Annotated in this window: 15 protein-coding genes and 1 pseudogene; 11 read left to right on the top strand and 5 right to left on the bottom strand. The window is 70.6% G+C overall.

Annotated features, from left to right (window positions below):
- Nucleotides 1-15 precede the first annotated feature (15 nt).
- Nucleotides 16-294 (bottom strand): DUF397 domain-containing protein, encoded by a 279-nt coding sequence (locus AOK16_RS13010; RefSeq protein WP_079101324.1) that lies wholly within the window; start codon nucleotides 292-294, stop codon nucleotides 16-18.
- Nucleotides 295-597: 303 nt separating this feature from the next.
- Between AOK16_RS13010 and AOK16_RS13015 the strand changes: the two genes are divergently transcribed.
- From AOK16_RS13015 to AOK16_RS13030, 4 genes are all read left to right on the top strand, one after another.
- Nucleotides 598-1,338 (top strand): DUF6879 family protein, encoded by a 741-nt coding sequence (locus tag AOK16_RS13015; protein ID WP_055472421.1) that lies wholly within the window; start codon nucleotides 598-600, stop codon nucleotides 1,336-1,338.
- Entirely contained in the window at nucleotides 1,335-2,183 is an 849-nt protein-coding gene (locus tag AOK16_RS13020; protein ID WP_055472422.1) for a helix-turn-helix domain-containing protein, read from the top strand. Before AOK16_RS13015 ends, AOK16_RS13020 begins: the two co-directional genes overlap by 4 nt.
- Before the next feature lie 127 nt (nucleotides 2,184-2,310).
- On the top strand, nucleotides 2,311-2,712 hold the full coding sequence (locus AOK16_RS13025) for a hypothetical protein (RefSeq protein ID WP_157859197.1): 402 nt from the start codon (nucleotides 2,311-2,313) through the stop codon (nucleotides 2,710-2,712).
- A gap of 388 nt (nucleotides 2,713-3,100) precedes the next feature.
- Complete coding sequence (locus AOK16_RS13030) at nucleotides 3,101-3,508, top strand: hypothetical protein (protein WP_055472424.1); 408 nt, start codon at nucleotides 3,101-3,103, stop codon at nucleotides 3,506-3,508.
- 65 nt (nucleotides 3,509-3,573) lie between these two features.
- On the opposite strand, the pseudogene AOK16_RS13035 reads toward AOK16_RS13030, so the two are convergent.
- A pseudogene (locus tag AOK16_RS13035) lies at nucleotides 3,574-4,997 on the bottom strand (alpha-amylase).
- 419 nt (nucleotides 4,998-5,416) lie between these two features.
- Here AOK16_RS13035 and AOK16_RS13040 point away from each other — a divergent pair.
- From AOK16_RS13040 to AOK16_RS13065, 6 genes are all read left to right on the top strand, one after another.
- Nucleotides 5,417-6,715 (top strand): extracellular solute-binding protein, encoded by a 1,299-nt coding sequence (locus AOK16_RS13040; protein WP_055472425.1) that lies wholly within the window; start codon nucleotides 5,417-5,419, stop codon nucleotides 6,713-6,715.
- Between the two features lie 4 nt (nucleotides 6,716-6,719).
- Nucleotides 6,720-7,739, top strand: a complete 1,020-nt coding sequence (locus AOK16_RS13045; RefSeq protein WP_079101325.1) for a carbohydrate ABC transporter permease — start codon at nucleotides 6,720-6,722, stop codon at nucleotides 7,737-7,739.
- Entirely contained in the window at nucleotides 7,736-8,608 is an 873-nt protein-coding gene (locus tag AOK16_RS13050; RefSeq protein ID WP_055472426.1) for a sugar ABC transporter permease, read from the top strand. Before AOK16_RS13045 ends, AOK16_RS13050 begins: the two co-directional genes overlap by 4 nt.
- 212 nt (nucleotides 8,609-8,820) lie before the next feature.
- Complete coding sequence (locus tag AOK16_RS13055; RefSeq protein WP_055472427.1) at nucleotides 8,821-10,470, top strand: glycoside hydrolase family 13 protein; 1,650 nt, start codon at nucleotides 8,821-8,823, stop codon at nucleotides 10,468-10,470.
- 20 nt (nucleotides 10,471-10,490) lie between these two features.
- The gene (locus tag AOK16_RS13060) at nucleotides 10,491-11,561 is read left to right on the top strand and encodes a LacI family DNA-binding transcriptional regulator (protein ID WP_276202499.1); all 1,071 of its coding nucleotides are present in this window, start codon (nucleotides 10,491-10,493) and stop codon (nucleotides 11,559-11,561) included.
- Between the two features lie 67 nt (nucleotides 11,562-11,628).
- The gene (locus AOK16_RS13065) at nucleotides 11,629-12,522 is read left to right on the top strand and encodes a phosphatase PAP2 family protein (protein ID WP_055472429.1); all 894 of its coding nucleotides are present in this window, start codon (nucleotides 11,629-11,631) and stop codon (nucleotides 12,520-12,522) included.
- Nucleotides 12,523-12,893: 371 nt separating this feature from the next.
- Here AOK16_RS13065 and AOK16_RS13070 read toward each other — a convergent pair whose 3' ends face one another.
- On the bottom strand, nucleotides 12,894-15,941 hold the full coding sequence (locus AOK16_RS13070) for a bifunctional [glutamine synthetase] adenylyltransferase/[glutamine synthetase]-adenylyl-L-tyrosine phosphorylase (RefSeq protein WP_055472430.1): 3,048 nt from the start codon (nucleotides 15,939-15,941) through the stop codon (nucleotides 12,894-12,896).
- 188 nt (nucleotides 15,942-16,129) lie between these two features.
- Here AOK16_RS13070 and AOK16_RS13075 point away from each other — a divergent pair, with 188 nt between their 5' ends.
- Nucleotides 16,130-16,672, top strand: coding sequence for a pyridoxamine 5'-phosphate oxidase family protein (locus AOK16_RS13075; protein ID WP_055472431.1), 543 nt, complete (start codon nucleotides 16,130-16,132; stop codon nucleotides 16,670-16,672).
- Nucleotides 16,673-16,814: 142 nt separating this feature from the next.
- Here the strand turns inward: AOK16_RS13075 and AOK16_RS13080 are convergent, their stop codons facing one another.
- On the bottom strand, nucleotides 16,815-17,171 hold the full coding sequence (locus AOK16_RS13080) for a DUF805 domain-containing protein (RefSeq protein ID WP_055472432.1): 357 nt from the start codon (nucleotides 17,169-17,171) through the stop codon (nucleotides 16,815-16,817).
- Nucleotides 17,172-17,281: 110 nt separating this feature from the next.
- Nucleotides 17,282-18,643, bottom strand: coding sequence for a type I glutamate--ammonia ligase (gene glnA / locus AOK16_RS13085; RefSeq protein ID WP_055472433.1), 1,362 nt, complete (start codon nucleotides 18,641-18,643; stop codon nucleotides 17,282-17,284).
- Between the last annotated feature and the right edge of the window lie 44 nt (nucleotides 18,644-18,687).

The following is an 18,687-nucleotide window of genomic DNA, read 5'->3' on the forward strand; positions in this document are numbered from 1 at the left end:
GTCAGCGGTCAGCGGTCAGCCTATGAAGCCGCCGTCCCAGCTTCCGGCCCGAACCTCGGCGACGAACGCCGCCCAGGCGGCAGCCGGGACAACCAGCGCGGGCCCGGCCTTGTCCTTGGAGTCGCGAATACCGACATGGGACGTGGCGGCGAGGTCGGCGCCCTCGATGCAGTTGGTGCCGTTCTCTGCGCTGTAGGAGGACTTGATCCAAGCGATCTCGACACACGCGGTGGCGTTCTCTTGGCTGTGGGAAGACCTGAACCAGGCGTCCTCGGGGGCAATTTCGGGTGCCATGCGGTGAGTCACAGTGCCATCGTCTCTCGTGCTAGTCGTTTCAAGAATGTGGGCGTCTCGGCCGGCGCCAGTGCGCCTGCGCGGAGGGCATCGAACTTGCGGGAGAACGCCCAGACCGTAATGTCCTTGTCGCTGACATCCGACCCCTCGGGCGCGTCACTTTGGACAACGGTGGGAGAGGGGCCGAAATTTCGCGCAATCCAGGCCGAGTGGTCCACAGGGGCAATCCGCTGCAATCTCCGGGCGCACCCACGCCTTCGCGCGCATGCTGGATCTCCACCCAGTTCGCAGACGGAGGACGACATGACACTCAGGTTCCTCGGTACGACCAGCGACGATGGCGACTGCCCCACCCTGTATGAGATCGAGGGCACCGACGAAATCCTCGTCCAGGGCGACCGCGAGACCGACCCGGAGCACCTCGCGCAGCTGCGCGACGTCAGGCCGTCCGAGACGTTCGTCCGCGTCCCGCGCAGCCTGCTGACTCGATATGCCCCCAGGACCGCGAGCCCCGAACTCCAGCCGTTCACCTCGATCTCGCACCTCTTCCGCGGCTTCAAGCACACCGCGTGGCGACTGGAGACGCGCCGCGGATACGCCTCCGACCGCAACAGCCCGAAGTGGCAACGCTGGCTGCGCGGCGATGACATCGCCGGCGAGCCGGCCAACTCCTGGCGCGAGAACGTCGTCGAGCAGACCGCCAGGGGGAAACGGTTCGAGCGCGTACGGATTGTCGACGAACCCGCGACGCAAGGCCAGGAGTTCCTCCTCGCCAGCGCCCCGGGCAACGTCGCAGCGGGCGAGGACATCCGCAACCTGACCCGCGCCCAGGCACAGGATCTTCGGCTGCCGGAGGACGACTTCTGGCTCATCGACTCCAGGATCCTCGTGCGATTTGCCTTCGACGACAAGGACACCACCCTCGGCGTGTACGTCACCGAAGACCCTGCCGAAGTGGTCGCGGCCTGCCAGGCCCGAGATGCCGCGTGGCACCACGCCGTCCGTACCGAAGAATTCGTCAGGCGGGTACGTTCCACCATGTGACCACCGACTTCCAGACCGCGAGAGAAGCCCTCGGCGCGCGCCTGCGTGAACTGCGCGCCGAGGCCGGTCTGGACGGAAAGGACCTCGCCTCCAAGATCGGCTGGCAGCCGTCCAAGGTCTCCCGCCTCCAGAACGGCAAGCAGACCCCGGCCCGTGAGGATCTCACCGCCTGGGCGCATGCGATTGGCCGCCCGGAAGCCGAAGCGGAGCTGCACGGGCTGCTCGCAGGACTGGACATGAAGCAGCGGCACCGGTCCTGGCGGCGGCAGCTGGCCGGCGGGCACCGCGGCCGCCAAGAGATCGCGGTTCGGCAGACCAACGCCACGAAGACGATCCGTGGTCTTGAGGTGTCCCGCGTCCCGGGCCTGTTCCAGACGCCGGAGTACGCCCGCGTCATCTTCGACGCCAACGCAGAATTCCGCGGTATTTCGCCCACCACCGAAGCCGCGGTCGAAGCCCGGATGCGGCGGCAAGAAGCACTCTACGACCCGGAGAAGACGTTTCGGTTCCTCGTATGCGAAGCCGCTCTGTACCACCGGTCATGCCCTGTCGACGTGATGGCCGAGCAGTTGGACAGGCTGTACAACCTCGTCGGTCAGCGCCGTGTCGAGCTGGGCATCCTGCCCTTCGGTGCACAGCTGCGCCGTACGGCCCCGCACGCATTCTGGATCTATGACAGGCGTTTGGTCATCGTTGAGACGATCAGCGAGGAACTCTGGCTCACGGGCGACGAGGACATCGCGCTGTACGAGCGGGCGTGGGACTGGCTCGCCGAGTCCGCCGAGTACGGAGCGCCTGCGCGACGATTGATCGGCCGCGCGCGGAGATCTCTGGACCTCACGTGAGCAATCGGCTGCAAGCCCTGTAGCCGCTCGCGCAATCGCGCACAATCGACGCACGGACGCGCAATCGCCCTGCCTAGCGTGCTGGTCATGCCCCGTTGCGATGGCCAGGTCGGCCTGGAGGTACGCGATGACTGCTGCGTCTGATATCTCGTCTCTGGAGTGGATCCCGCGTACGGCGGGCGTGCGCAACGCGCACTGCGGCTCCGTGATCGGCTGGGACGCGGTAGGGATGCCTACCATCTGGGGCAACCGCGTCCTGGCGCGACTCGACCAGCGGACCGGCGCGGTCATCGAAGACCTTCTCGCTCGCCGCCTCACCTGGCTCATCCCGGTAGGCAGCGCCACGGGCCGGCAGGTGCCGGCGGCGCACGGCATCGAAATCCTCGGCGACGGCTGCCAGTTGATGGTCCCCGGCACGCTGCGGGACCACATGCTGCGGTGGCTCGTACCGCCCAGGCCTCACCGGCTGCTGACCACTCCCGACCTGCTCTTCGCTGCCACGACCGCGGCGCTCGGGCCCACGGCCTGAAGTCCCTCGCCGAGCCCCGCTGAACACTGCGGCAGCGCCCTGCCGAGCACTGCGGCAGTCCCCGTCGACTCCGCCCGGTTCACCCGAAGACTCCCGCTCCGGCCGCCATTCCCTGCCAGGACACGGCCGGAGCGGGCGGGCCCCTTGAAGAGGGACCCACGGCAAGTGCACGACGACGCGCGGAAGGACCGCGCGCCGACATACGCACCTGAGGAGCTCACCATGCGATACCGCCTCGACCCGGTCAAGTACGGCGGTGACGAGGACGACGGCACCGGCGGCAACCCGTCCGGAGGCTGCGGCGACGGAGACGGCTGCGGACGCAAGTAGTTGCCCCACCAGGCGGCCCCTACCCCGGCAGGGGCCGCCACTCCTGAACGGGAAACCAATGAACCGACCTCACCACCACGCATACACCTGGCTCGGCCACGGCAGCGTCCTCGTCAAGCCCGGCGACGCCCACCGGCGCCCCGGCCACCCGGAGTTCCGCAGCGCGGCCGTCATGCCGCTGAAGTGCGCCGACTGGCTCCTCAAACCACCTGACCGCATCCGAGCCACCTTCCACGAACCCGAAGCGGCCGCCGACTGGTACACTGAGCAACTGACCGCACACGCCGACCTGTTCGTCGGCACCTACGCCTCCGTCCCGGTTCGGGAAGAGTACGTGCACGCCCTGGCCACCGGGGAGGACGTGGTCGGAGGGTGGTGGATCAGCGGCGAGCGATTCCTCTCGCTGAACCTCATCGCGTGCAGCCCACACCGCGTACGACCCGGCTACACCTGCCCGCAGTGGTAACGACGAGCGGGGGAAGCAGGCGCAGTGTTCTGGAGGCGGCCTCGATCGACGCGGATCGGCGCGCCTCAGCCGCAGTCGCCCGCCACCGCGTACACCGCCAGCGCCGTGTTCGGGGCCAGTGTTGCTGTGAGCTGGCCCGCGGTGTTTACCGTTACCGGCGTGGCGGTCTGGACGTCGCAGTAGCGGCCCGCCGGGAGGGGGGCTCGTAAGTGTGGGTCAGCGGCGCCGGCTCGTGGTTGATCGCCACGAAGCCCTTGTTGCCGCGGGCGAAGGCGATCGCGTTGTTGCCGTTGTCCCACCAGTCGGTGACGGGTGTGCCGCGGACCGCGTTGCGGAAGGCGACCATCGAGGCGATCTCCGGCCACTGGTGCTGGCATGTCCAGCCTCCCCCGGCCTCCGGCCGGGAAGCTTCTCCGTCCCAACAGGCCGCCGCCGTCCTGTCGTTGGGCGGGCCCGCGTCGCGGTCGGTCCACTCGTAGCCGGAGTTGATGTCGGGCGCGCCGTAGGGCCAGGCGAGCATGAAGACGTTGGCGAGGGTGTAGTCGGCGCCGTCCTTGTAGTTGAGGGTGTCGCCGCCGCGCTCGGTGTCGTGGTTGTCGACGAAAACGGCGGCGCCGGCGCTCGGGAGGTAGCCCCAGCCCTCGCCGTAGTTGTGGAGGTACGACAGTCGCTCGCTCTGGAAGACGCGCTTGAGGTCGCGGGCGTAGCGGAACTCCTGGACGTCTCCGGTGGGCTGGTACTCCTCGGGCGACACCGCTTCGCCCGCGCCCTGGATGACCTCCTGTTTCCAGTGGACGCCCGGGTCGGTCAGCCTGCCCTTGACGGCTGCCAGATCGGTGGCAGGCATGTGTTTGGCAGCGTCGATGCGGAACCCGTCGACGCCCAGCGACAGCAGGTCGTCGAGGTACGCGGCGATCCGGTCGCGTACGTACGCTTCCCCCGTGTCCAGGTCCGCCAGGCCCACCAGTTCGCAGTCCTGGACGTCGCGGCGGTCCCGGTAGTCGCTGACGGGCGTCCGGCAGTCGTCGAGGTCGGCGGCCGAATACGTGCCGGGGTAGTCGTACTTCGTGTACGGCGAGCCGCCGGTGCCGGTGCCGTCCCCGGCCGCCATGTGGTTGATGACCGCGTCCACGACGACCCGGACACCCGCCGCGTGGCAGGTGGCGACCATGTCCTGGAAGGCGGCGCGGTCGCCGAGCCGCCCGGCGATCCGGTAGCTGACGGGCTGGTACGAGGTCCACCACTGGCTGCCCTGGATGCGCTCCTGGGGTGGCGAGACCTGGACGGCGCCGTAGCCCGCCGGGCCGAGCGACTGCGTGCAGGCGCGGGCGACCGAGTCGAAGCGCCACTCGAAGAGGACAGCCGTGACGTCCCTGTCCCCGGGCGGCACCGCAGACACAGGCACCGCAGACACAGGCACCGCAGACACAGGCACCGCAGGCACAGGCACCGCGGGCGTGGGCGCCGCCACTTGCCCCGCCTCCCGCAGGTCCGACGAAAGGCCGGGCACGGCGAGCGAGACCATCAGCGCCGCCAACCCGACCCGGGTGAGCAAGGTTCTAACGCCCATAACCCCTCCTGCACGCTAGAAATAAGGAGGGGGTGTGCGCACGCCGGAACAACACCCAACGCTCCCGCCCCCGAAACGGACAACACGCCTCATCCGTACGGCAGTTGGCTGACAGTTCTTGCAGAAAACTGTCAGCAACCTGTCAGCCCCCATGCCACCGCCGCGACCGTACGAGCCCCGCACCGCCCGGTCAACCCCCGCGACGCGCCCCCGTAACAAGCCGGAAACGCCCCCTGATCCGCCCTTGCAAGCCCTTCCGCAAGAGATTGCAACCCTGCTACCTTCCCGCCGGGCCCGGACCAATCCTGGCTTTCCTCTCTCTGGGACGGGGAGTTCTGATGCGAAGAGGTATAGCGACCGCGGTCGGCGCGCTGACTCTGGCGGTGGCGGCGACGGGCTGCGGGGGCGGCGGCGACGCGGGCGGCAACGACGGATCGAAGGCCGCGAGCGACCCCGGCGCCGTCTCCGGCGCGGTCACCTGGTGGGACACCTCCAACGAGGCGGAGGGCCCGGCGTACGAGAAGCTGGTCGCGGACTTCGAGAAGAAGTACCCGAAGATCGACGTCAAACGCGTACCGGTGTCCTTCGACGCCGCCGAGCAGAAGTTCAAGACCGCCGCCCAGTCCGGCAAGGGCGCCCCCGACGTACTGCGCACGGATGTCGGCTGGACCGCGGGCTTCGCCAACCTCGGCTATCTGCAGCCGCTGGACGGCACGGCCGCGCTCGACAACGCGGACGACTTCCTTCCGGGCCCGATGTCCACGGCGAAGTTCAAGGGCAGGACGGTGGGCGTCCCGCAGGTCACCGACACTCTCGCGCTCCTCTACAACAAGGCGGTCTTCGAGAAGGCCGGGATCTCCGAACCGCCCTCCACCTGGGAGGAGTTCACCGAGACCGCAAAGACGATCAAGGAGAGGACCGGGGTCGCAGGCACCCAGCTCAACCCCGAGGGCTACTTCTCCCTGCCGTTCGTCTACGGCGAGGGCGGCGACATGCTCGACGTCCCGGGCAAGAGGATCACCGTGAACTCGCCGGAGGCCGTCAAGGGCGTGGAGACCGCCCTGGAGATGGTGAAGTCGGGGGTCTCCCTGAAGCCCGCCACCACCGACGGCTACGTCGCCATGCAGACGGCGTTCAAGGACGGCAAGGTCGCCATGGTCGTCAACGGCCCTTGGTCGACCGCCGACGACTACACCGGCAAGGCCTTCAAGGACAAGGCAAACCTCGGCATCGCGCCCATCCCTGCGGGCTCGACCGGCAAGGGCGCGGCGCCCATCGGCGGCCACAACTACGCGGTCTACCGCGGCTCGAAGAACCTCGACGCCTCCTACCTGTTCGTAAGGTTCATGACCTCCAAGGCGAGCCAGGAGTACACGGCCGAGGAGCTGGGCACCCTGCCGACCCGCACCTCGGCGTACACCGCGGAGGTCACCGCCGACCCGGTGAAGAAGGCGTTCCAGGACGCGCTGGCCACCTCCAGGGCCCGCCCCGCCGTCCCCGGCGTCGGCGACCTGTTCGTCACCTTCGACCAGCACTATGTGCGGATCCTCCGCGGCCAGGCCACCCCGAAGGCGGGCCTTGACGCCCTCGCCGAGGAGTGGCAGGCCAAGCTGATCAAGGACTACGAGGTCGGCTGACGCGATGACCACAGCCCTCACCAACTCCGGTACGGCGGAGGCGATCCCCGGTACCGAGCGGAACCGGGACAGGAAGCGGAACCCCGGCGGCCTCCTGGCCCGCGCCCGCCGCTCGTACGCCGACCACTGGTACGCGTGGGCCATGGTGCTGCCCGTGGTCGCGGTGCTGGCCGTGCTGGTCGGGTATCCGCTCGGGCGCGGGATCTTCCTGTCCTTCACCGACGCCAACGAGGCGAACATCGGCCGCACGATCGGCGACTTCGAGGTCCCGGCGACGTACCGCTTCATCGGTTTCGACAACTACTGGAACATCCTCTCCGGCAGGGAGGGGTCGTTCTATCCGCGGCTGTCGTGGACGGTGGTGTGGACGGCCAGTTGCGTCCTCCTGCACTACACGATCGGTCTGGGCCTGGCGATGCTGCTCAACCGGCGGGTCAGGGGCCGGTCGCTGTACCGGGTGCTGCTGATCCTGCCGTGGGCGGTGCCACCGTTCGTCGCCGCGTTCGCGTGGAAGCTGATGTACAACACCGACAACGGCGTGCTCAACGCGCTGCTGGCTAAGGCCGGTGTCGGGGCCGTCGACTGGCTGGGGGATCCGCTGGTCCAGAAGGTGTCGGTGGTGGCGGTCAACACCTGGCTGGGCGTGCCGTTCATGATGGTCGCGCTGCTCGGCGGGCTCCAGTCGATCCCGCGCGAGTTGCACGAGGCGGCCGAGATGGACGGGGCGTCGGCCTGGCAGCGGTTCCGGAACGTGACGCTGCCGGGGCTGCGGCCGGTCAGCGGGACGGTCGTCCTGCTGGGCACCATCTGGACGTTCAACATGTTCCCGATCATCTATCTCGTCATCGGGCAGGCGGGCGGCACGGAGAGCGAGATCCTGGTGACGTACGCCTACCGGCTCGCCTTCCAGGGCGTGCGCGACTACGCGGGCTCCGCCTCGTACGGGATCGTGATCCTCTCCCTGCTGCTGGTCTTCTCCGTCTTCTACCGCCGGCTGCTGGGCCGTCAGGAGGTGGCGCGATGAGCGGCCTTCCCGCGGGGCACCCGTCTCGCCGGGGTACCAGAGCCCGCGGGGAGCGCTCCCGGGCCGCCTCCGCCGCCCTGCACGCCGTCCTCGTCCTGGCCTCGCTGGTCGCGCTCTTCCCCATCGCGTTCATCGCGCTGGTGTCGCTGCGCGGCGAGAGCGGCTGGGCCCATCCGATGGAGATGGCGGGGTTCACGCTCGCCAATTACGCGCAGGTGCTGGGCCGCACCGGGTTCGCGACCTGGTTCCTGAACTCCGCGGTCGTGGCCGCCGGCACCATGCTGGTCGGGGTGCTCATCTCGGCCAGCGCCGGCTACGCGGTGTCGCGGATGCGCTTCCCCGGCCACCGGTCGCTGATGTGGTCCTTCCTGGTGTTCCAGATGTTCCCGGTGGCGGTGCTGATCGTGCCGCTCTACAACCTGCTGGGGAGGCTGGGCCTACTGGACAGCCACGGCGGGCTGATCATCACGTACTGCTCGGTGGCGGTGCCGTTCTGCGCGTGGATGCTGAAGGGCTACTTCGACTCGATCCCGGCCGACATCGACGAGGCGGGGCGGGTCGACGGCCTCACCCCGTTCGGCACGTTCTGGCGGCTGATCGTGCCGCTGGCGCGGCCGGGCCTGGCCGTGACCGCCTTCTACACCTTCCTGACGGCCTGGGGCGAAGTCGCCTTCGCGACCCAGTTCCTGAGCAGCGAGGAGCACTACACCCTCGCGGTCGGGATGCAGACCTTCGTCGGGCCGCACCGCGCGGAGTGGGGGCTGCTGACCGCCTCCGCCGTGTTGATCATGATCCCGGCGGGGCTGCTGTTCTTCTTCGCGCAGAAGCACCTGGTGGCCGGGCTGACCGCGGGAGGCAGCAAGGGATAGCCCACGCCTTACGGCCCCACCCTTCGTCACAGCCCTTCGTCGCAGCCCTTCGTCGCAGCCCTTCGTCGCAGCCCTTCGTCGCAGCCCTTCGTCACAGAACCGCACGCGGCGCGTTGCTCGCGGGGCCGCGGGGGTCTCCCGCACAAGACTGGACACGCAACCTTGTACGACGCAGAGCCCGGGCACCCGGGCCCACCCGATAGGGACGCACCATGACCCAGGACCTCGCCCCGTCCGTACGCGACGAGCCCGCCGAGCAGCCCTGCCCCGACCAGCGGGCCGGGGGCTGGTGGCGGGACGCCGTCATCTACCAGGTGTACGTGCGGTCGTTCGCGGACAGCGACGGCGACGGCATCGGCGACCTGCGCGGCATCCGCGAGCGGCTGCCGTATCTGGCGGAACTGGGCGTGGACGCGGTGTGGCTCACCCCGTTCTACGCCTCCCCGCAGGCCGACGGCGGCTACGACGTGGCCGACTACCGCGCCGTGGACCCGCTGTTCGGCACCCTCTCCGACGCCGACGACCTCGTACGGGAGGCCCACCGGCTCGGCCTGAAGGTGATCGTCGACATCGTGCCCAACCACACCTCCGACCAGCACCCCTGGTTCCGGGCGGCGCTGGCGGGCGGCCCGGAACGGGAGCTGTACCACTTCCACCCGGGCCGGGGCGAGCGGGGCGAACTGCCGCCCAACGACTGGGAGTCGGTCTTCGGCGGCCCAGCCTGGACCAGGACCCCCGACGGCGCCTGGTACCTGCACCTGTTCGCGCCCGAGCAGCCCGACCTGAACTGGGATCATCCCGCGGTGCGCGAGGAGTTCGAGTCGATCCTGCGGTTCTGGCTGGACCTCGGGGTCGACGGGTTCCGTGTCGACGTCGCCCACGGCATGGTCAAGGCCGAGGGCCTGCCGGACATCGGCGCCCGCGAGCAGGCCAAGATGATCGGCACGCAAGTGCTGCCGTTCTTCGACCAGGACGGGGTGCACGAGATCCACCGCTCCTGGCGGCGGCTGCTCGACTCCTACGGCGCAGCCGACGGCCGCCCCCGCGTCGGCGTCGCGGAGGCCTGGGCACCCAGCGCCGCGCGCCTCGCGCTGTATGTGCGCCCGGACGAGCTGCACCAGGCCTTCAACTTCCACTTCCTGACCTGCTCGTGGGACGCGGCGGCCATGCGCGGGGTGATCGACGGCTCGCTCGCCGCGACCGCCTCGGTCGGCGCGCCCGCCACGTGGGTGCTGTCCAACCACGACGTCGTACGCCACCCCACCCGTTACGGCGGCGGCGAGCGCGGGCTGCGCCGGGCCAGGGCGGCGGCGCTGCTGGTGCTGGCGCTGCCCGGGTCGACGTACGTCTACCAGGGCGAGGAGCTGGGCCTGCCGGAGGTCGAGGACCTGCCCGATGAGGTGCGCCAGGACCCGGCGTTCTTCCGCGGCGCCGGGCAGGACGGCACCCGCGACGGCTGCCGGGTGCCGATCCCGTGGTCCGGGGAGGAGGCGCCGTACGGGTTCGGGCCGGGCGGAAGCTGGCTGCCGCAGCCCGACCACTGGCGGGAGTTGTCGGTGGCGGCGCAGTCCGGCGACCCGCGCTCGACGCTGGAGCTGTACCGCTCGGCGCTCGCGCTGCGCCGCGAACTGCCCGGGCTCGGTGACGGGCCGATGGCCTGGCTGGCCGCCCCGGACGGGGTGCTGGCCATCTCCCGGCCGGGGTTCGTCTGTACGCTCAACACGCTCGGCCGGGAGGTGGAACTCCCCGTTCCGGGGCGGCCGGTGCTCGCCACGGACGACCCGGTCGTCGACAGCGGCGCGGTCGTCGAGAGCAGCACGGTGCGGATCGCGGCCGACAGCTGTGTGTGGTGGGCAGTTTGAGTGAGATGGAACCGGAACCAGTGCATCCGACGCAGTCCCAGCCCCGCCCCCCGACCGCCCGCCTCGCCGACATCGCCGCGCAGGCGGGGGTCAGCGAGGCGACGGTCAGCCGGGTGCTCAACGGGAAGCCCGGCGTGGCGGCGGGCACCCGGCAGTCCGTACTGGCCGCGCTGGACGTGCTCGGCTACGAGCGTCCGGTGCGGCTGCGGCAGCGCAGCGAGGGCCTGGTGGGGCTGATCACACCCGAGTTGGAGAACCCGATCTTCCCGGCGTTCGCGCAGGTCATCGGGCAGGCGCTGACCCGGCAGGGGTACACGCCGGTGCTGGCGACGCAGACGCCGGGCGGCTCCACCGAGGACGAGCTGACGGAGATGCTGGTGGACCGCGGGGTCTCCGGGATCATCTTCGTCTCCGGGCTGCACGCCGACACCTCCGCCGACCCGCAGCGCTACGAGCGGCTGCGGGCGCGGGGGGTGCCGTTCGTGCTCATCAACGGCTTCTCGCCACGGGTACGGGCGCCGTTCGTCTCACCGGACGACCGGGCCGCGATGCGGCTGGCGATCACTCACCTCGCGTCGCTGGGGCACGAGCGGATCGGGCTCGCGCTGGGGCCGGAGCGGTTCGTTCCGGTGCAGCGGAAGATCGAGGGCTTTCTGCGCGCCATGGAGGAGAGCCTCGGGGTGCCGGCGGCGCGGGCGCGACAGCTCGTACAGCACTCGCTGTTCACGCTGGAGGGCGGGCAGGCGGCGGCCGGGGCGCTGATCGAGCGGGGCTGTACGGCGGTGGTGTGCGCGAGCGACATGATGGCGCTGGGCGCGGTGCGGGCCGGGCGGCAGCTCGGTCTCGACGTGCCGGGGCAGCTGTCGGTGATCGGTTTCGACGACTCGCCGCTGATCGCCTTCACCGATCCTCCACTGACGACGATCCGGCAGCCGGTGCCCGCGATGGGGCAGGCCGCGGTGCGTGCGCTGCTGGAGGAGATCGGGGGGACGCCGGCCCCGCACACCGAGTTCGTCTTCCTTCCTGAGCTGGTAGTTCGCGGGTCGACGGCGGCCGTCCCCCAGGGGGCGGGGGTCCTCCCTGAGGCGTAGCGTGGGTGAAGAAGAACCGACCGGCGAATGATCTGCAGAAGGCCTGGATCTGGCAGACTGTCGCACTATGGGTGAAGCGACTGTGAGGACTCGGGAAGGCAGCCGGACTGCCGCTCCGTCACCCATCGAGGAGCGTTCGGACCATCCGGCGCAGCGGTCGCGTGCCAGGTCGGAACGGTGGGACCGGTTGAACCGGTGGCGGACTCCGCGCAGGCCGCGCCTGTGGTTCGAGGTCCTCCTCATCGCCGTCAGCTACTGGACCTATTCGCTGGTCCGCAACGCCGTCCCGGAGCAGAAGCGGGCGGCGCTCTCCAACGCCGACTGGATCTGGCGCGCGGAGCACGCGCTGGGGATCGCGGTGGAGAAGACGGTCAACCACGCGGTGAACTCCGTGGAGTGGCTGATCGTCGGCATGAACTACTACTACGCGACGCTGCACTTCATCGTCACCATCGGTGTACTGGTGTGGCTCTACCGTGCGCACCCGGGCCGTTACGCGGCGGCACGGCTGGCGCTCTTCGCCACCACGGGGGTGGCGCTGCTGGGCTACTACCTCTATCCGCTGGCGCCGCCGCGGCTGATGTCGGGCGAGGGGTTCGTCGACACGGTGCTGGTGCACGGCACGTGGGGCTCGATGGCCTCGGGCAATCTGGCGTCGGTGTCCAACCAGTACGCGGCGATGCCGTCGATGCACATCGGGTGGTCGGTGTGGTGCGGACTGATCATCGCGGCGCTGGCGCGGCCGCCGTGGGCAAAGGTGCTGGGCGTCCTCTACCCGGCGACGACGCTGCTGGTCATCGTCGCCACCGCCAACCACTTCTGGCTGGACGCGGTCGGCGGCCTGCTGTGCCTGGCCTTCGGCTTCGCCGTCTCCTTCGCGTGGTACGCCCACCTCCCCCACCGCCTCCCGCGCCACGTCCCGACCGACGAACCGGAACTCGAACTCCGGCCGGTGGCGTAGCCCCTCCGGGGCGGGGCTCCTGTAGAGACCTCCGTCCGTTGCGGCGGGTTCGGCTCCCCCGGCTGCCGCCGGGAGGCGCCCAACCCGGCCGGGCGGAGGCACCCCACCCAGGCCGCACCGCAGTGATCCGCGCCACCGCGGCGGATGTCTTCCCACCGGTCGGTGAACGGCCTCCCGCCGCAGCAGAGTGCTCGGCGTCCGGCGGCGCGAGGTCGGTGAGCGACCTCCCGCCGCAGCAGGGTGCTTGGCATTCGGCTGTGCGCAGCGCAAAACCCTCCCGCCTCGACGGCGGGCGAGTGGCCGACGACGGTGGCGTGGCCCGGTGGCGCCCAGCAGACCGCAACCAGGCCCCCGCGCGCTCAGCCGCAAACCTAGGCGTCGTAGAACAACTCCTCCACCACCGTGCGTGCCCGTCTGGTCACTCGGCGGTAGTCGTCCAGCATCTCGCCCACCCGGCCGGGGCCGTAGCCCAGGTAGCGGCCCGCGGCGGCCAGTTCGCGGCCGTCGGTGGGGAAGGTGTCGCCGGGGCGGCCGCGGACGAGGGTGACCGCGTTGCGGACGCGGGTGGCCAGCACCCAGGCCTCGTCGAGGACTTCGGCGTACTCGCCGGACAGCAGCCCGGCCGTCTCGGCGGCCCGCAGCGCCTCACGCGTACGGGTCGTGCGCAGGCCCGGCTCCTCCCAGCCGTGCCGCAGCTGGAGCAGCTGCACGGTCCACTCCACGTCGGACAGCCCGCCGCGCCCCAGCTTGGTGTGTGTCGTGCGGTCCGCGCCGCGCGGCAACCGCTCGGACTCCATGCGGGCCTTGAGGCGGCGGATCTCCCGCACGGCCTCCTCGCCCAGGCCCTGGGCTGGGTAGCGCAGCGGGTCGATCAGTTCGGTGAACCGCGCCCCCAGGTCGGCGTCGCCCGCCACGGGCTCGGCCCGCAGCAGCGCCTGGCTCTCCCAGACCAGCGACCAGCGCCGGTAGTACGCGGCGTACGAGGCAAGGCTGCGCACCAGTGGCCCCGACTTCCCCTCCGGCCGCAGGTCGGCGTCGATGGGCAGCGGCGGGTCGGCGGTGGGGAGTTGGAGCAGCCGCCGCATCTCGTTGGCGACGGCGAACGCCGCCTCGGCCGCCTCCTGTTCGCCGACCCCGTCGCGCGGTTCGTGCACGAACAGGACGTCCGCGTCGGAGCCGTAGCTCAGTTCGTGCCCGCCGAAGCGGCCCATGCCGATCACCGTGAAGCGGGTGGGCAGTTCGTCATCCCACTTGTCGCGCACGGCGGCCCGCAGCGCGCCCGCGATGGTGGCCGCGTTGAGGTCGCTGACAGCGCCGCCGACCAGGTCGGCCGACCAGCCGTGGTCGGTCTCGGCGGGGCTCAGCTCGGTGCCGTACGCCCCGATGATGTCGGTCGCGGCGGTGCGGAACAGCTCGCGCCGCCGCACGCCGCGCGCGGCGGCGATCGCCTGCTCGCCGCCGTCGGCACGCCCGACTGCGGCGAGGATCTCCTGCTCCAGAAGGTCCCGCCCGCGCGGCTTGAGCCCCTCGGGGTCGCCGAGCAGGGCGACGGCCTCGGGCGCCCGCAGCAGCAGGTCGGGCGCGAACCGCCCGGCGGACAGCACCCGCGCCAGGTTCTCGGCGGCCGCGCCCTCGTCCCGCAGCAGCCGCAGGTACCACGGCGTCTTGCCCAAGGCGTCGGAGACCTTGCGGAAGTTGAGGAGCCCGGCGTCGGGGTCGGCGGAGTCGGCGAACCAGCCGAGCAGCACCGGCAGCAGCGTGCGCTGGATCGCGGACTTGCGGGTCACGCCCGAGGCCAGCGCCTCCAAGTGGCGCAGGGCGGAGGCCGGGTCGGCGTATCCGAGCGCCTCCAGGCGCTGGCGCGCGGCGCGCGGGGACAACCGCGCCTCGGCGGATTCCAGGTCGGCCACGGCGTCCAGCAGCGGCCGGTAGAACAACTTCTCGTGCAGCCGCCGGACCTCGCGCGCGTGGCGCCGCCACTCGGCGTGCAGGGTGGCGACGGGCTCGCTGCCGGCGGGCCAGCCGTAGCTGCGGGCCAGGGAGCGGCCCAGGCGGCGCAGGTCGGCCTCGTCCTCGGGGATCAGATGGGTGCGGCGCAGCTTGTGGAGCTGGATGCGGTGCTCCAGGGAGCGCAGGAAGCGGTAGGCGGCGTCGAGGGAGGCGGCGTCGGCCCGCCCCACGTAGCCGCCGGCGGCCAGCGCGCCCAGCGCTTCGAGGGTGGTGGCGCTGCGCAGCGTGGCGTCGGCGCGGCCGTGCACGAGTTGCAGCAGCTGCACGGCGAACTCCACGTCCCGCAGGCCCCCGGGGCCGAGCTTCAGCTCGCGTTCGAGCCGGTCGGCGGGGATGTTGTCGACCACGCGGCGCCGCATCTGCTGCACGTCGGCGACGAAGTTCTCCCGTTTGGCGGCCTGCCAGACCATCGGCGCGACCGCGTCCACGTACTCCTGACCCAGCGTCAGGTCTCCGGCGACGGGGCGGGCCTTGAGGAGGGCCTGGAACTCCCAGGTCTTGGCCCAGCGCTGGTAGTACGCGAGATGGCTGGAGAGGGTCCGCACGAGCGGCCCGTTGCGGCCCTCGGGCCGCAGGTTGGCGTCGACGGGCCAGATGGCGCCTTCGGCCGTGGTGTCGGAGCAGATCCGCATCATGTGCGAGGCGAGCCGGGTCGCGGCCTGGAGGGCCTTGCCCTCGTCGGCCCCGGCCGCGGCCCCGTCAGCGGTTCCGGCCGCTACCCCGTCGGCGGCCTCGGCGACGAAGATGACGTCCACGTCCGACACGTAGTTCAGTTCCTGGCCCCCGCACTTGCCCATCGCGATCACCGCGAGCCGGCAGGCGGCGGCGTCCTGGGGCGCCTCGGCCCCGGCGAGGGCGAGGGCGGCGCGCAGGGTGGCGGTGGCCAGGTCGGCCAACTCGGCGGCGGTGTCGGCCAGATCGGTCGTCCCGCACACGTCGCGCGCGGCGATCGTCAGCAGGCAGCGGCGGTAGGCGGCCCGCAGCTGGTCGCGGTCGGCCACCCCGTCCAGCAGGTCCTCGAACTCCGCGACGCCCGGGTGCAGATCGGCCGACTCGTAGGTGACGAGGGTGTGCCAGTCGAGGGGGTGCCGGGCGAGGTGGTCGCCGAGCGCCTCGGAGGCGCCGAGCACCCCGAGCAGCCGGTCGCGCAGCGGCTTGGCGGTCACAAGCGTGTCGAGCAGCGTGTGCGCCTCGGCGCCCTGCCCCTCCAGCGCCTCGACCAGCCGCACCAGGCCGGCCAGCGCCTGGTCGGGATCGGCGGTGCCGCCCAGCGCGTCGAGCAGCACCGGGTCGGAGCGGACGGCGGACAGGCCCGGGCTCTCCAGCAGCCGGGCGGCGGCGGATGGGTCGGTGAAGCCATGCCGGAGCAGCTGCGTGAACGTGCTGCTCCTACGCCCCGGCGCCGTCATTCCCGGTCCTCCCGTCCGCCCGCCCACTCAGGCCCGACCACGGCCCAGATCAAGGTCCGCCTCAGAGCCTAATCGCAGTCGCCACAACCCGAGAGAGCCTGTGGATACCGACGGTTACCGATGAATCCCGCCCGCTGGCGGGGTCGGTACCGGAAAGGGACGATTACGGAAGCCAGGAGGTCGAGGACATGGTCGACGATACGGCGGGCAAGCGGAACACCGCGGACCGGCAGCCGCGGGCCGAGGTGAACACCGACTACAGCGAAGCCGAGGCGGTGGCGAGGCCGTGGCCCGAGGTCGCCGCGCTCCTCGAGGAGGCCGAGCTGTTCTGGATCTCCACGGTCCGCCCCGACGGCCGCCCCCACGTGACCCCGCTGCCCGCGGTGTGGTTGGACAGCTCACTGCACTTCTGCACCGGCGCGGAGGAACGCAAGGGCCGCAACCTCGCAGAGAACCCGGAGACCGTCCTGACCACGGGCAACAACACCTGGGACCGGGGCTACGACGTGGTGGTCGAGGGAGCGGCGGTACGCGTCGCCGACGACGCCCGGTTGCGCGTCCTGGCCGCGGCCTGGGAGGCGAAGTACGGGGAGTTCTGGCACTTCGAGGCCCACGACGGCTACTTCCACCACGGCCGGGGCCGCGCCGTGGTCTACGAGGTGGCGCCGCGTACGGTCTTCGGCTTCGGCAAGGGCAGCCCGTTCAGCCAGACGCGCTGGCGCTTCGCGTAGTACGCGGCGCTTCCCGGGCATCCCCGGGGGTCCCCGCATGCCTCGCGATCCCCGGAAACGGAACGCCCACCGGAACGGAACTCCCCCGGAAACGCGCGAGGGCGGCGGGCGGCCAACGCCGCCCGCCGCCCCGCGCGTTGGGTCACGCCTGGGCCGGCGCCAGCTTGGGGTTCGGCCCGTGGGCGTTGTCACCCTGGTCGCCCTCGAGGACGGTGAAGACGAGCAGCGCGATCCAGCCGAGGATCGGCACGATCCCGATCAGGATCCACCACCCCGACCGGTCGGTGTCGTGCAGCCGCCGCACGGTCACGGCAAGGCTCGGGAGAAGGACGGCGAGGCTGTAGACGAGGCTGAGGAGGCTGATGTCCAGAGCGCTGTCGGCAGCGGTCAGCACGATGCTGATGACCGTGCTGAACAGCGCGAACATCCAGTATTCCTTGCGACGCGCACGACCGCTGAACGTCACGTACTTCTTGAGAACGGCCAGGTACCAGTTCATTCGTGGTCCCCCCACGGACAATGAAACCGCGGCCTGTCCCTGTGATCAGGCCGTCGTTGGGAGCTGGACCTTATGCGGTCCTTACCTTGCAGGTCAAACCCATTGACCGATCAAAGCACCGGCAGGTTCTCGCGCAGCTCGAACGGGGTGACCTCGGAGCGGTACTTCTCCCACTCCTGCTTCTTGTTGCGGAGGAAGAAGTCGAAGACGTGCTCGCCCAGGGTCTCGGCGACCAGGTCGCTGCGCTCCATCAGGGCGATGGCCTCGCCCAGGTTCTGCGGCAGCGGCTGGATGCCCATCGCGCGGCGCTCGGCGTCGGTCAGCGCCCACACGTCGTCCTCGGCGCCGGCCGGGAACTCGTACCCCTCCTCGACGCCCTTGAGGCCGGCCGCGAGCAGCACCGCGTAGGCGAGGTACGGGTTGGCGCCGGAGTCCAGGGAGCGGACCTCGACGCGGGTCGAACCGGTCTTGCCCGGCTTGTACATCGGCACGCGGATCAGCGCGGAGCGGTTGTTGTGGCCCCAGCAGATGTACGAGGGAGCCTCGCCGCCGGCGCCCGCAGTGCGCTGCGAGCCGCCCCAGATGCGCTTGTAGGAGTTGACCCACTGGTTGGTGACCGCGGAGATCTCGCCGGCGTGGTGCAGCAGGCCCGCGATGAAGGAGCGGCCCACCTTGGAGAGCTGGTACTCGGAGCCGGACTCGTGGAAGGCGTTTCGGTCTCCCTCGAAGAGGGAGAGGTGGGTGTGCATTCCGGAGCCGGGGTACTCCGAGAACGGCTTCGGCATGAACGTGGCCTGGACGCCCTGCTCCAGCGCGACCTGCTTCATGATGAGCCGGAAGGTCATGATGTTGTCGGCGGTCGACAGCGCGTCCGCGTACCGCAGGTCGATCTCCTGCTGGCCCGGGGCGCCCTCGTGGTGCGAGAACTCCACGGAGATGCCCATGGATTCGAGCATGGTGATGGCCTGGCGGCGGAAGTCCATGCCGACGTTGGTCGGGGTGTGGTCGAAGTACCCGGAGGAGTCCGCGGGGACCGGGCGCGAGCCGTCGACCGGCTTGTCCTTGAGCAGGAAGAACTCGATCTCGGGGTGGGTGTAGAAGGTGAAGCCGAGGTCGGAGGTCTTGGCGAGGATGCGCTTGAGGACGTAGCGCGGGTCCGCGTACGAGGGGGAGCCGTCGGGCATCAGGATGTCGCAGAACATCCGTGCCGTGCCGGGGGCTTCCGCGCGCCACGGGATGATCTGGAAGGTGCTCGGATCCGGCTTGGCGATCATGTCGGACTCGTAGACCCGGGCGAAGCCCTCGATCGCCGACCCGTCGAACCCCATACCCTCGTCGAAGGCCTGCTCGAGCTCGGCCGGCGCCACCGCGACCGACTTCAGAAAGCCCAGCACGTCGGTGAACCACAGGCGCACAAAGCGGATGTCGCGCTCTTCGAGCGTCCGGAGCACGAACTCCTGCTGCTTATCCATGATTCCTATCCTCGCAGGTCAGACGCTGTCTGTTAAACACATCT

Source organism: Streptomyces pathocidini, assembly GCF_001418495.1.
Taxonomy (GTDB): Bacteria; Actinomycetota; Actinomycetes; order Streptomycetales; family Streptomycetaceae; genus Streptomyces; species Streptomyces pathocidini.

Excerpts from the sequence above, each read along its gene's own strand:
- AOK16_RS13010 (WP_079101324.1), bottom strand. The coding sequence starts at position 294 with ATGGCACCCGAAATTGCCCCCGAGGACGCCTGGTTCAGGTCTTCCCAC.
- AOK16_RS13015 (WP_055472421.1), top strand. The coding sequence starts at position 598 with ATGACACTCAGGTTCCTCGGTACGACCAGCGACGATGGCGACTGCCCC.
- AOK16_RS13025 (WP_157859197.1), top strand. The coding sequence starts at position 2,311 with ATGACTGCTGCGTCTGATATCTCGTCTCTGGAGTGGATCCCGCGTACG.
- AOK16_RS13030 (WP_055472424.1), top strand. The coding sequence starts at position 3,101 with ATGAACCGACCTCACCACCACGCATACACCTGGCTCGGCCACGGCAGC.
- AOK16_RS13040 (WP_055472425.1), top strand. The coding sequence starts at position 5,417 with ATGCGAAGAGGTATAGCGACCGCGGTCGGCGCGCTGACTCTGGCGGTG.
- AOK16_RS13045 (WP_079101325.1), top strand. The coding sequence starts at position 6,720 with ATGACCACAGCCCTCACCAACTCCGGTACGGCGGAGGCGATCCCCGGT.
- AOK16_RS13050 (WP_055472426.1), top strand. The coding sequence starts at position 7,736 with ATGAGCGGCCTTCCCGCGGGGCACCCGTCTCGCCGGGGTACCAGAGCC.
- AOK16_RS13055 (WP_055472427.1), top strand. The coding sequence starts at position 8,821 with ATGACCCAGGACCTCGCCCCGTCCGTACGCGACGAGCCCGCCGAGCAG.
- AOK16_RS13065 (WP_055472429.1), top strand. The coding sequence starts at position 11,629 with ATGGGTGAAGCGACTGTGAGGACTCGGGAAGGCAGCCGGACTGCCGCT.
- AOK16_RS13070 (WP_055472430.1), bottom strand. The coding sequence starts at position 15,941 with ATGACGGCGCCGGGGCGTAGGAGCAGCACGTTCACGCAGCTGCTCCGG.
- AOK16_RS13075 (WP_055472431.1), top strand. The coding sequence starts at position 16,130 with ATGGTCGACGATACGGCGGGCAAGCGGAACACCGCGGACCGGCAGCCG.
- AOK16_RS13080 (WP_055472432.1), bottom strand. The coding sequence starts at position 17,171 with ATGAACTGGTACCTGGCCGTTCTCAAGAAGTACGTGACGTTCAGCGGT.
- glnA (WP_055472433.1), bottom strand. The coding sequence starts at position 18,643 with ATGGATAAGCAGCAGGAGTTCGTGCTCCGGACGCTCGAAGAGCGCGAC.